Here is a 12,160-nt window from a genome sequence, read left to right as displayed (position 1 = left end):
TCCTTTCCCCACTCGCTCGGCGGCGGCGAGGCCCTAGCGCCACGGCCCGAGTTAGTGAGCGGAGTCGCTAGAGATCCTCAGCTGCCGCCCCGTCCCCGTTCTTCCTTCTCCGGGGGCGGGGCGGCGGCGTGGTCGTGTGGCATCGAGAAGGGCTGACCGTCGCGGCGGGCATGTTCTTCAGCAAGGTCCCGAAGCATCAGCTCGCGCAGTTTGTCGAAGTCACGCCTGTACTCGTTAATCCGGACTCGCAGCTTGGCATCAAGTTCATCGTTCGCCTCGCCATGTGCCGAGATAAGGGTTCGGGCCATCAAGGCCTCCCCGTTGTACAGAAGGCCTTCGCAGGAGAGCGTGATGAGCTCCCCGGCGCAGATGGCTACCTTGGTGCTTACTTCATGCAACCGCTTGGTCAGTGAGTCGATAACGACATGCGACCCATCAAAGTTGACCCCGCTGAGCGTCGTGTCGATCGAACGCAACTGCGAGTACACGGTCAGGGCTTCGCTGTACACCGCGCGCTTCACTGCTAACTCAGCGACCCGACGCTCCTCCTGACGGGCTTGCTCGGCGGCCCGTTGCTCAAGGCTGTGCTGCTCGCGCAGCAACGCCACCGCGTTCCTATTGCCTGACCAGGTGCTGACCATCGGCCCGACCACGGCAGCCAGTCCTGTCAGCAGAAGGGCCCAAAGGGGTACCTGCGTGCCGTTCATCTGCTCTCCCCGTCGCTACCGTCCCCCAGAGGGTAGCCGCCCGGTCGTGGTGGCATGCGGCCCTTCAGGCTTCTACAAGCTCCCACTCTTCGATCCATCGCGCCAACATGCTCAGGACGGCGAGCTGCTCCAGTGCCTTCTGCTCGACATTCTCGTCGGTACTGTGCGTCATTGGGTTGCGGATCGCCATGAAGCAGCCCTGACTGAACTGCAGCAGTCCAGTCCGCATGGCCTTGACGTTGAGGTCGCTGTCGTCCCCCGGCCACCGAAGTCGTGGCTTGCCCGGCTCTGGCGGGCTGAGTGAGAAGACCTGTGCCATCAGGCCACTGTCCGATACGTCCCGACGACCAGTTAGGTCGTGTGCGTGCGCGTTAAGAAGGTGGCCGCTCGCTGGACCGCTGCGCCGAAGTGGGCACCAAGCCACAGCTTCGACGCCGCACCCCAGACCAACGGGTGCAGAGAGTCTGCGGCCATGGTCGGCGCTGAAGTCCCGGTGATGAAGCGTGCCGTCTCTTCCCGAGTCGCGAGGTGACCAAGCGCGCCGCGCCAAGTCGAGACCATTCTGCAGTTCGACGAACTTGTGTCTGGCCATGGGGCGCACGAGCGCGCCGACTTCGTTCATGCCAGAACGACACGGATCACCCGGCGGGTCTGAAGTTCTCGCTGGAGCAGCAAGTCCGTCTTTGGTCCCGACGAGCAGAAAGCGAACTCGCGCACACTTTGACCATCCCTTGAGCGCCTCATCAGTTTGGGTAATCCACCAATCGAGTACCTTCTTGGCCCACGCGGGATCAACAGTTTGAGGCATTGCTCCTACTCCTTGAGGTCGGATCCAGTTGCCTCAAACGTTGAAGCGGAACTCCACGACGTCGCCATCGGACATAACGTATTCCTTGCCCTCCATGCGCACCTGTCCGGCCGCCTTTGCCGCGGCCATCGACCCGGCAGCATCGAGGTCCTCGAACGACACGATCTCGGCCTTGATGAACCCGCGCTGGAAGTCGGTGTGGATGACACCGGCGGCCTGCGGGGCGGTCCAGCCCCGACCGATCGTCCACGCCCGCGACTCCTTGGGCCCAGCCGTGAGGTAGGTCTGCAACCCGAGCGTGTGAAAACCGGTGCGCGCCAACTGGTTCAGCCCGGACTCGGTCGCGCCGAAGCCTTCGAGCATCTCCTGTGCATCCTCCGGCGACATGTCCATGAGGTCCATCTCGAGCTTGGCATTGAGGAACACTGCGTCGGCCGGCGCCACGAGCGTGCGCAGCTTCGCGTGCAGGTCGGCGTCGGCGAGCTGGTCCTCGTCGAGGTTGAACACATAGATGAACGGCTTGGTGGTCATGAGTCCCAGCCCGCGTGCTGCCTCGAGATCGACACCGGCGGCCGACCCAGCGGCATACAGGGTGTTGCCCTCCTCGAGCACCTTCTGAGCCGCGAGCGCGTTGTCCAACAGAGGCTTGGATTCCTTCTTGATCCGGGCCTCCTTCTCGAGGCGCACGACGGCCTTCTCGAGGGTCTGGAGGTCGGCGAGGATCAGCTCGGTGTGAATCGTCTCGATGTCGGACTCGGGCGAGACCTTGCCGTCCACGTGGACGACGTCCCCGTCCTCGAACGCGCGCACCACCTGGCAGATCGCGTCAGCCTCACGGATGTTGGCAAGGAACTTGTTGCCGAGCCCCTCCCCCTCCGAGGCGCCGCGGACGATCCCGGCGATGTCGACGAACGACACCGTCGCCGGCAGGATCTTCTCGGATCCATGGATCTCGGCAAGTCGGGCCAGTCGCTCGTCCGGCAGTGGGACGACGCCGACGTTGGGCTCGATCGTGGCGAACGGGTAGTTCGCAGCAAGGACGTTGTTCTTGGTCAGGGCGTTGAACATCGTCGACTTGCCGACGTTGGGGAGCCCGACGATTCCGATGGAGAGTGCCACGGGGACAGGAGTCTACTGGCGTGCGGCGCGTGCCTTCGCCACTCGGTTGCCGATCCACCACGCGAGGGCGGCCACAACGACGCCGACCACGACGAACAGCGCATAGATTCGGGCAGCCTGCCCGTCGCTCTGGGTGAGCGCATAGACGAGCGCGGCGAGGCTCACGAAGATCCAGATGAGGACCACGGCCCCGAACACCATGGCGGCGAGCACGCCGAGGATCTTGGGGAACGTCACTGCATGCTCTCGGGGACTTCGCTGTTCTCGAAATAGACCGTGTATGCCGTGTTGTCGCCGTCCAGGAGCTGCTCCAGCATGCGTGAGGTGTAGGGCGCGACGTGCTCGCCGATCGCGTCGGGCGACACCCAGTGCACGGCCTTGATCTCACGGGGCAGCAGCGTGAGGTCGTCGGTGAACGAACTCGGGACCACGCCCATGTCGTAAAGAAAGAGGACCGCGTCGTCCCAACCGCGCCACGGGGGCAGCCAGTTGACGGCAAGGAGACGTTGGAGGCCTAGTGAGACGCCGAGCTCCTCACTGATCTCGCGCACGACACACGCGGCCGGCGACTCCTGGGGATCCACGACCCCGCCGGGCAGGTCCCACTCGGCCTTGTAGGCCAGCTCGCAGAGGAGGATCTCGCCCTCCTCGTTGCGGAGCAGCCCCTGTGCGATGTTGCGCTTGCGCGGGAGCTTGGCGTTGAGGATGTGGATGAACGAGCGGCGACTCGCCTCATCTGCAGGCTTGTTGGAGGTCTCGGGTCGCCCGCGGTCAGCCATGCACCGAGGCTAACCTGCGGGCCGGCTGACGTGACGAGGCGACCACGCGGCATACGCTGCTCGACATGCTTGTCCACCTGCGCATGACGGTCCCCGACGACCTCTCGCACACCATCGAGGCCCTCCTCGTCGACGACGACCGCGTGACCAATGTCGTCGTCATGCGTGGGGTGTCGGTCCAACCGGTCGGCGACGCGATCGAGGCCGATGTGGCGCGCGAGGCGGCGAGCGACGTCATCGACGCGATCACTGCGACAGGGCTGCCGGAGCGCGGCGGGTTGGCGTTCAGCGACGTCGACGGGTCCCGGTTCGACGCCGCTTCAGCCGTGGGTCGAGCCGCGCCGGGCGACCCGGATGACGCGGTGCTGTGGGGTGCCGTGATCGACCGGGCTCGCACGAGTGCCCGGCCGAGCGCGACCTATTTCGCCTTTCTCGTCCTCGCGACGATCCTCGCGGCGATCGCGGTCATCACCGACTCCGCGGTCCTCGTGGTGGGAGCGATGGTCGTCGGCCCCGAGTTCGCGTCGATCGCCGGTGCGTGCGTCGCGCTCGGCTTCGGACACTGGCGTCTGGCGTGGGACGGACTGGCCCGCCTGGTTGCCGCGTTCGTCATCGTGATCGCTGCGGTGGCGCTGCTCGCACTGGTCGCCGGGTGGTCCGGATTCATCACCTCCGAGATGGTGACGCGGCCACGACCGCTCACCGGCTTCATCTGGCACCCCGACCGTTGGTCCTTCACCGTGGCCCTGGTCGCCGGTGCGGCAGGAGTCCTCGCGATGACGACGGCCAAGTCTGCGGCCATGGTGGGGGTCTTCATCTCCGTGACGACGGTGCCCGCAGCAGGCAACCTGGCGCTGGCTTTGGCGCTGTGGGCACCTGATGAGATTCGAGGTTCGATCAGCCAGCTCGCCGTCAACATCGCGGGCATGCTCGTCGCCGGCGTCACCACGGTGTGGCTGCAGCGCGTCCTGCGACCGGTCGTGCGAGCCTGACCTCCCCGAGCCTGTCGGTGCCGCGTGGCACGGTGACGTCCATGAACCCGTGGATCGCGTTGGTGGGCGGCATCGTCATCGGTGCGCTGGCGGCATACCTGCTTCTCAAGCAGGCGTATGCCGTGCGCGTCGCTTCCGTGGCGACCGAGCGTGATCTGCTGCGCGAGAGGGTTGTCGACCTCGAGGCGTCGCTCGCCGAGGACCTCGAGACGGCCTCGTTGCTCGCACCCCTTCGAGATGCTCTGGGCCGGGTGGAGAGTCAGGTGGGAGTTCTCGAGCGTGACCGCGTCGAACAGTTCGGCGCGATCCGGGCCGTCATGGGCCGGGTCGAGTCCGAGGCCCAGCAGCTGGGGCGTCAGACGCAGTCCCTCGCAGGCTCGTTGCGTTCGTCCTCGGTGCGCGGGTCCTGGGGTGAAGTGCAGCTGCGCCGCGTTCTCGAGGTCTCGGGCATGTTGGCGCGCTGCGACTTCGAGGAGCAGGTGCGGGCTCGGAGCCGGCACGACCGCGAGGTGCGCCCCGACGTCGTCGTCCGCCTGCCCGGTGATCGGTCGCTCGTCATCGACGCCAAGGCGCCTATGGCTGCCTTCCTCGAGGCCCAGACCGAGGAGCTGCCCGACGACGAGCGGGCTGAGCTGCTTCGCGACCATGCCAGGGCGCTGCGGCAGCACGTGCATGCCCTCGCGGCCAAGGACTACTGGTCGGCGTTCGACACGACGCCCGAGATGGTCGTCTGCTTCGTGCCGAGTGACGCCATGCTCGGCGCCGCCCTCGCTGCCGACCCAGGGATGCACGAGCGAGCGATGGCCTCGCGCGTCGTCCTGGTCGGGCCGGGCACACTGTTGGCACTCCTGCGCACAGTGGCGTTCGGTTGGCAGCAGGACTCGCTGAGCTCCAGCGCGCGCGAGCTGCTCACCCTTGGGCAGGAGCTATATCGACGGCTGGGCACGCTCGGCACGCACACGGCCAAGATGGGGCGTTCGCTGCATGCGACGGTCGAGAGCTACAACCAGTTCGTGGGAGCTCTCGAGTCCCGGGTGTTCGTCACGGCTCGGAGGATGCAGGAGCTCGAGATCGTCACCGACGATCTGCCGCAGCTCGCGCCGCTCGAGACCGGCCCCCGCGTCCTCACGGCGATTGAGTTGCTCGAGGCCGTGGGTGTCGACCACGAGCGCCCCGATCTCCTGCTCGACCTCCCCTCGCCCGACGATCAGTCCGGCTCGCGAGCCGGATAGGCATTCCCGGGCCGAACCACTACGCCAGCGTTGGGGCTCGATTGCGGTGTCGGGGTTCCATCGGACGCCGACGCGACAATTGGGCACCGACACTAGGCAGAGGCAGCGACGAGGGGAGCGTCGGCTGTGCTCATCAACCGACTGTGACGATCACACCCTCGCCGGGGATCCACAGTCCGTCGTCACCCCGGAAGGTGAGCGGCACTCCTTCGGCATCGATCCCACCGATCGAGTCGCTCACCTGGACGTGGACGTGCGGCTCGGTGCTGTTGCCGGAGTTGCCGCACTCCCCCACCTGCGTGCCCGTTGCCACGGTGTCACCGACTCGGACCGTCGCCGACCCCTGCCGCAGGTGGGCAAGCAGGACAAAAGGGCCAGACGGTGCGATCTGGATGACGACGTGGTTGCCCGCGAGTCCGGTGATCCCGCGGCGGGCTCGGCCGGCCTGCCCGAGGGCATATGCCACAAGCCGCGGTTGGGACCGACGTGCCTCGTGATCGGGCTCGGCGTCATGGACCGCCACGACCTCGCCTGCGACCGGAGCGAGCACCGGCACGCCGAACCCGATGAACCCTTCCGGAGCCTCGACGCCGACCAGCGTGCGCCAGGTCCGCGGAGCAGAGTGACCCCGCGCATCGACCGCCACGAAGTCGATGGCATGAGAGACCCCGAACGCTTCCGTGCCGTGACTGGGGACGCGGCGCGCAGGTGAGTTCTCCACCCTCCACGTCCCGGTGAAGGGGAAGGTGAGGACGACCGGCTCGGGTGCGCTCACGGCATACTCCACAACGCCGAAGGCGTCAGTGCAGGGAGCCGTCTTCGGTGAAGCCAGCGTCGTGAACCATCTTGTCCGACAGGCCGGCAGCCTTGAGATCGCGCCGGATCTCGTTGGGCAGCGAGAACACGAGCGACTCCTCGGCCGCAACGACCGGACGCACGTCCTCGAACCCACGCTCGGCGAGGTAGTCGAGCACGCCGCGCACGAGGAGCTCGGGCACGGACGCGCCCGAGGTGACACCGACCGTCGCCACACCGTCGAGCCAGGACTCGTCGATCTCGTCGGCGAAGTCCACGAGGTGGCCCGCCTTTGACCCGTGCTCGAGCGCGACCTCGACAAGCCGCACCGAGTTCGAGGAGTTGCGAGAGCCGACGACGATCATGAGATCGCAGTCGGGCGCCATGTGCTTGACGGCCAGCTGGCGGTTCTGGGTGGCATAGCAGATGTCGTCGCTGGGCGGGTCCTGCAACTGCGGGAACTTCTCGCGCAGCCGGCGCACCGTCTCCATGGTCTCGTCGACGGACAGGGTGGTCTGTGAGAGCCAGATGACCTTGTCGGGGTCACGGACCTCGACGTTGTCGACATCGTCGGGACCGTCGACGAGGGTGATGTGCTCGGGCGCCTCGCCCGCGGTGCCGACGACCTCTTCGTGGCCCTCGTGGCCGATGAGCAGGATGTCGTAGTCCTCGCTCGCGAAGCGAACGGCCTCACGGTGAACCTTGGTGACGAGGGGGCAGGTGGCGTCGATCGTCTTGAGGCCGAGCGCCTTGGCCTCCTCGTGGACGACCGGAGCGACACCGTGCGCCGAGAAGATCACGGTCGCGCCCTCGGGCACCTCGTCGGTCTCCTCGACGAAGATCGCGCCGCGCTTCTCGAGCGTCGTGACGACGTGCTTGTTGTGGACGATCTCCTTGCGGACATAGACCGGAGCCCCATAGAGGTCGAGCGCCTTCTCGACTGTGACGACAGCCCGATCAACTCCTGCGCAGTAGCCGCGAGGCGCCGCGAGGAGCACGCGCTTGGTGGCCTGGTCAGTCGTGGCGGTCATGTGTCCCATCGTAGGTCGCCCTGCGTGGCGGCCCCAATTGCCCAAGCCCGCGTATGCCGTGCGCTCGCTGCGCGGCATACGCCGCGTTTCGTCGTGGACGCGGCGACGATGTCAGCAGCGTTGACGGACCCACCTCCTACAGTGGCTCCGTGACCAGCCCCGACGCGCGCCCGGCTCTCCCCGAGCGGGCCGGCGACACCACAGCCGAGCAGCCGTGGCCGGTCCGCCTGCTGTCGATGAAGATCGCCGAGTACGTCGACAAGATGTCGACCCTCTGGGTCGAGGGTCAGGTCGTCCAGCTCAACCGACGCCCCGGAGCTCGCACGGCCTACCTGACGTTGCGCGACCCCGACGTCGACATGTCGCTGTCGGTGGCGATCCAGATCAACGCCCTGGACGCGATGGGCACACCCCTTGTCGAGGGAGCCCGCGTCGTCGTCCAGGCCAAACCGACGTTCTGGACGCAGCGCGGCAGCCTCATGCTCGACGGTCGACAGATTCGTCCCGTCGGCGTGGGCGAGCTGCTCGCCCGGATCGAGTACCTCAAGCGCAACCTCGCCAGCGAAGGCCTCTTCGACGCCGACCGCAAGCGCCCACTGCCCTTCCTCCCCCGCCGCATCGGCCTCATCTGCGGTCGCGCGAGCGCGGCCGAGAAGGACGTCGTCGAGAACTCCAGACGCCGCTGGCCGACCGCGCTGTTCGAGATCCGACAGGTGGCCGTCCAGGGTGCCAGCGCAGTCACCGAGGTGACGGAGGCACTGCGCGAGCTGGACGGCATACCCGACGTCGATGTCATCGTGATCGCGCGCGGAGGCGGCAACGTCGAGGACCTGCTGCCATTCAGCAACGAGGCCCTGATCCGCGCCGTCGCGGCTGCGCGCACCCCAGTGGTCAGCGCCATCGGTCACGACGTCGACTCCCCCTTGCTCGACCTCGTCGCTGACCACCGCGCCTCCACCCCGACCGATGCGGCCAAGGCAATCGTCCCCGACGCCGAACGCGAGCACCACGTGATCGAGGCCGCACGCACCCGTGGGCGACGAGCACTGGAGGGCCGGTTGCACCACGAGCGGCGACGCCTCGTCGAGCTGCGCTCGCGACCCGTCCTCGCAGATCCCGCAGCGTTTGTCCGCGTGCAACGCGAGGTCGTGACGGCGTTGCGGTCACGGGCGCGCCACCGCGTCGAGGCCCAGTTGCACCGCCACCACGACGGTGTCCGACACCTTCGTGCCCAGGTGCGCACGCTGTCGCCACAATCGACTCTCGATCGTGGCTACGCGATCGTGCAGCAGGTCGACGGCGCCATCGTCCACGACCCTGCCGACTTGAGCGTCGCCGAGCTGCTCCACGTCACGGTTGCTCGCGGCGACTTCGGCGTCCGTACCGAGGGTTCAACCTGACCCTGACCACTGCCAGCATCTGCCGCGGCCACCCCTCAGCTGGCAGACCTGAAGAGGTTCGCGAACCATCAGGTCACTCGCCATCCGAATCGATCCGGTTCACGAGTGAGCCGCTGGTTCGCGAACCACCTTGCGCAGGTGGGTGAGCCGCTCTCCTCGGCCGATGGCCTGTCCTGGTCCACGGCTAGGGTGCTGCGCATGGCCAAGAGCACCCCGCACACAGAGACCGTTGACGCCGAACCCGAAACGGCGGCGGTCGATGAGGTCGACGCCAACGCGGATGTTGCGGAGATGAGCTACGAGGCTGCTCGTGACGAACTCGTCGACATCGTGGCGCGGCTGGAGAACGGGCAGGTCGGCCTCGAGGACAGCATGGGTCTGTGGCAGCGCGGCGAGGCCTTGGCCGCTCACTGCGCCCAGTGGCTCGACGCGGCCGAGGCCAAGCTCAGCGAATGAGCCGCCTGTGTGAAGCAGAACTGCGCAAGATGTCAGTCGAGGTAGTACGAATCGCCGAGCGTACGTAGGCGCCATCGGCGATTCGTACTACCTCGACTCAAGTTGGGTCACTCAGTGACGGGGCCGAGGTGCTCGGCGACGAACGTGAGCTCCTCGAAGGTTCCGGTCCCCGTGAGCAACGTGGTCAGTTCGCCCGGCTCGGTGCGACGGTCAACGAGGCTGTTCTGCACCTTGGCGCCGCGTTCGTACTTGATCCAGGTGATGTCGGCAGCCTGAAGTTCGCCGATCCGGCGCGCCCGGTTGGTCTGGGCCTCGACCCAGCCGCGGGTGGCGTCGCGGGTCTGCTCGACGGCGACGTAGTTGCCCGACGGGGCCTGGTAGCCCGCGTGCCAGGTCATGAGCCCGTCAGTGCTCTTGACGTAGCGCGCGCTGGTCGTCTTCCAGTCCTTGGGCAGGTCAACGGCTTCGGAGATGGGCCAACCGCTGTCCTTGGCAACAGTGACAGCCGTGCCGTGGACGTCGACGACAGGCCCACCGAGCGTGTTGACGCGCGGGGTCATGAAAAAGATGATCGCCATGAGCGCGCCGATGACGATGAGGGACCGCACCATGTTGGGGGTGGATCCCATGGAGTAGCGGCTCTTCGGGGGTGTGCTGGGCGCTGTGCCCGTCGGCGTGGTGCTCACACCCCCATCGTCCCTGATGACCGCGGGAATCGACGTATCGGGTCGGCGATAGAGTCGGGGCCGCGGGATCCCAGCCCGGTCCCGCCATCGCGCCCCCGTCAAGGAAGACAGGTTCCTCATGCCCGACGCCCCGTCCGCGAACGTCCCCGACCGCAACCTCGCGCTCGAGCTCGTCCGTGTCACCGAGGCTGCCGCCATGGCCGGTGGCCGCTGGGTCGGCCGAGGTGACAAGAACCGTGCCGACGGTGCGGCGGTCGAGGCCATGCGAGCCCTCATCGCCACCGTCGAGATGCGCGGCACCGTCGTCATCGGCGAGGGCGAGAAGGACAACGCCCCGATGCTCTTCAACGGCGAGCAGGTCGGTGACGGCACCGGCCCAGAGGTCGACGTCGCCGTGGACCCCATCGACGGCACGACCCTCGCCGCCAAGGGCATGCCCAACGCCATCGCCGTCATGGCCGTGAGTGACCGCGGCACGATGTATGACCCCAGCGCCGTCTTCTACATGGACAAGCTCGTCGCCGGTCCCGAGGTTGCTGACGTCGTCGACATCCGCCTGCCTGCGGCCGAGAACATCCGCCGGATCGCCAAGGCCAAGAAGGAGAGCACGGAGGACGTCACCGTCGTCCTGCTCGACCGTCCGCGCCACGAGAAGTTGGCCGAAGAGATCCGCAACACCGGCGCCAGGATCAAGCTCATCTCCGACGGCGACGTCGCCGGCGCCATCTCGGCGGCGCGCGAGACGACCGGCATCGACCTCCTCCTCGGCATCGGCGGCACCCCCGAGGGCATCATCACGGCCTGCGCCATCAAGTGCCTCGGCGGAGTGATCCAGGGCCGCCTCTGGCCGCAGGATGACGACGAGCGGCAGAAGGCGCTCGACGCCGGCCATGATCTTGACCGCGTGCTCACGACCGACGACCTCGTCACCTCTGACAACTGCTTCTTTGTCGCCACGGGCATCACCGACGGCGAGCTGCTCCAGGGCGTGCGCTACTCCCGGGGCCGGGCGACGACGAACTCGATCGTCATGCGCAGCAAGTCCGGCACGGTCCGCGTCATCGAGAGCCACCACGTCCTCGACCGCACCGCGGGTCTCCCCCAGGTCAGTGCCTGAGATGGCCACCGAGCGCGTCACCGGAAGCAGCGTCACCGGGAGCGGCACAGAGCAGCAGGTCCTCGTCGTCGGCGAGACGCTCGTCGACATCGTCCACACCCCTGACGGCAAGGCCACTGAGCACGTCGGTGGCTCGCCTGCCAACGTCGCCATGGGCATTGCCCGGCTCGGCCACGACACCGTCCTGGCCACCACCCTCGGTGACGACGACCACGGCATCCGGTGCCGCGAGCAGATCACCTCGCACGGCGTGACCATCGAGAACCTTGACGCCGGCCAGCATCCGACATCTACGGCGATCGCCACGATCGACGACTCCGGCGCTGCTGACTACGAGTTCGACCTGCACTGGGACCTGCGTCCCATCACCGACCTCGACCGCGTCGCGCACGTCCACACGGGTTCGATCGCGGCGACGCTCACACCCGGGGCCGCGGTCATCACCCAGACCCTGACCGAGGCCCGCGAGCACGCCACGATCTCCTACGACCCCAACGTCCGCCCCACGATCATGGGCAGCGTCGACGAGGTCCGGGGGCGGATCGAGGAGCTCATCGCTCTGAGCGACGTCGTCAAGGCCAGTGACGACGACATCGAGTGGCTGTATGCCGGTGTGTCCCTTCCCGATGTCATGGCCGCCTGGGGGCGGCTCGGTCCGGGACTCGTCGTCGTCACCCGTGGCGGCGACGGTGTCGCCTACCGCGTCACCTCAACCGGCGAGATGGCGCAGGCTCCCACCCGAGCCGACGAGGTCGCCGACACCGTCGGTGCTGGTGACTCCTTCATGGCGGGGCTGGTGTCCGGGCTGCTCGACGCCGGCCTGCTGGGCGACGCCGATGCCCGGCAGCGACTCAGCACTGCGACGCTCGAAGACGTGGCCGGATCGGTGAGTCGGGCGCTGGCCACCAGTGCAATCACCGTCGGGCACGCTGGCGCCTACGCGCCCACCCGCGGCGAACTCAACGCCGAGAGCGCCTGAGAGACTGCCCAGAAGTACGAACGGAATTACACGCATGACCCGTACGACACAACGAGGAC

General features: G+C 67.3%; 14 protein-coding genes. 6 read left to right on the top strand and 8 right to left on the bottom strand.

What is annotated here, in order from left to right; all coding sequences use genetic code 11:
- Window positions 1–77 precede the first annotated feature (77 nt).
- From V6K52_RS05725 to V6K52_RS05705, 5 genes are all read right to left on the bottom strand, one after another.
- Window positions 78–707 (bottom strand): hypothetical protein, encoded by a 630-nt coding sequence (locus V6K52_RS05725; RefSeq protein ID WP_353952923.1) that lies wholly within the window; start codon window positions 705–707, stop codon window positions 78–80.
- Window positions 708–771: 64 nt separating this feature from the next.
- Entirely contained in the window at window positions 772–1,299 is a 528-nt protein-coding gene (locus tag V6K52_RS05720) for a TIGR02391 family protein (RefSeq protein ID WP_353953723.1), read from the bottom strand.
- Between the two features lie 249 nt (window positions 1,300–1,548).
- On the bottom strand, window positions 1,549–2,634 hold the full coding sequence (ychF, locus tag V6K52_RS05715; RefSeq protein ID WP_353952922.1) for a redox-regulated ATPase YchF: 1,086 nt from the start codon (window positions 2,632–2,634) through the stop codon (window positions 1,549–1,551).
- A gap of 12 nt (window positions 2,635–2,646) precedes the next feature.
- Window positions 2,647–2,871 carry a hypothetical protein gene (locus V6K52_RS05710; RefSeq protein ID WP_353952921.1) on the bottom strand — a complete coding sequence of 75 codons (225 nt, stop codon included), beginning with the start codon at window positions 2,869–2,871 and terminating at the stop codon, window positions 2,647–2,649.
- Window positions 2,868–3,413 carry an NUDIX hydrolase gene (locus V6K52_RS05705; protein WP_353952920.1) on the bottom strand — a complete coding sequence of 182 codons (546 nt, stop codon included), beginning with the start codon at window positions 3,411–3,413 and terminating at the stop codon, window positions 2,868–2,870. The genes V6K52_RS05710 and V6K52_RS05705 overlap by 4 nt, the downstream gene beginning before the upstream one ends.
- A 65-nt stretch (window positions 3,414–3,478) precedes the next feature.
- Between V6K52_RS05705 and V6K52_RS05700 the strand changes: the two genes are divergently transcribed.
- The gene (locus V6K52_RS05700; protein ID WP_353952919.1) at window positions 3,479–4,405 is read left to right on the top strand and encodes a DUF389 domain-containing protein; all 927 of its coding nucleotides are present in this window, start codon (window positions 3,479–3,481) and stop codon (window positions 4,403–4,405) included.
- 41 nt (window positions 4,406–4,446) lie between these two features.
- Window positions 4,447–5,637 carry a DNA recombination protein RmuC gene (locus V6K52_RS05695; RefSeq protein WP_353952918.1) on the top strand — a complete coding sequence of 397 codons (1,191 nt, stop codon included), beginning with the start codon at window positions 4,447–4,449 and terminating at the stop codon, window positions 5,635–5,637.
- Window positions 5,638–5,770: 133 nt separating this feature from the next.
- Here V6K52_RS05695 and V6K52_RS05690 read toward each other — a convergent pair whose 3' ends face one another.
- Both V6K52_RS05690 and V6K52_RS05685 read right to left on the bottom strand, forming a co-directional pair.
- Entirely contained in the window at window positions 5,771–6,412 is a 642-nt protein-coding gene (locus V6K52_RS05690) for a M23 family metallopeptidase (RefSeq protein ID WP_353952917.1), read from the bottom strand.
- Between the two features lie 25 nt (window positions 6,413–6,437).
- A complete protein-coding gene (locus V6K52_RS05685; protein ID WP_353952916.1) occupies window positions 6,438–7,463 on the bottom strand; it encodes a 4-hydroxy-3-methylbut-2-enyl diphosphate reductase in 1,026 nt (341 codons plus the stop codon).
- Between the two features lie 149 nt (window positions 7,464–7,612).
- Between V6K52_RS05685 and xseA the strand changes: the two genes are divergently transcribed.
- Window positions 7,613–8,863 carry an exodeoxyribonuclease VII large subunit gene (gene xseA, locus V6K52_RS05680; protein ID WP_353952915.1) on the top strand — a complete coding sequence of 417 codons (1,251 nt, stop codon included), beginning with the start codon at window positions 7,613–7,615 and terminating at the stop codon, window positions 8,861–8,863.
- A 105-nt stretch (window positions 8,864–8,968) separates the two neighbouring features.
- A complete protein-coding gene (locus tag V6K52_RS05675) occupies window positions 8,969–9,319 on the top strand; it encodes an exodeoxyribonuclease VII small subunit (RefSeq protein WP_353952914.1) in 351 nt (116 codons plus the stop codon).
- A gap of 107 nt (window positions 9,320–9,426) precedes the next feature.
- Here the strand turns inward: V6K52_RS05675 and V6K52_RS05670 are convergent, their stop codons facing one another.
- A complete protein-coding gene (locus V6K52_RS05670; protein ID WP_353952913.1) occupies window positions 9,427–10,005 on the bottom strand; it encodes a DUF4245 domain-containing protein in 579 nt (192 codons plus the stop codon).
- 118 nt (window positions 10,006–10,123) lie between these two features.
- On the opposite strand from V6K52_RS05670, the gene glpX reads away from it, so the two are divergent.
- A complete protein-coding gene (glpX, locus tag V6K52_RS05665; RefSeq protein ID WP_353952912.1) occupies window positions 10,124–11,122 on the top strand; it encodes a class II fructose-bisphosphatase in 999 nt (332 codons plus the stop codon).
- 1 nt (window position 11,123) lies between these two features.
- A complete protein-coding gene (locus V6K52_RS05660; RefSeq protein ID WP_353952911.1) occupies window positions 11,124–12,101 on the top strand; it encodes a carbohydrate kinase in 978 nt (325 codons plus the stop codon).
- Window positions 12,102–12,160 lie beyond the last annotated feature (59 nt).

Origin of the sequence: Knoellia sp. S7-12 (genome assembly GCF_040518285.1) — a bacterium.
Classification (GTDB): Bacteria; Actinomycetota; Actinomycetes; order Actinomycetales; family Dermatophilaceae; genus Knoellia.
The sequence above is the reverse complement of the archived record's forward strand: the minus strand, read 5'-3'. Positions and strand labels throughout refer to the sequence as shown.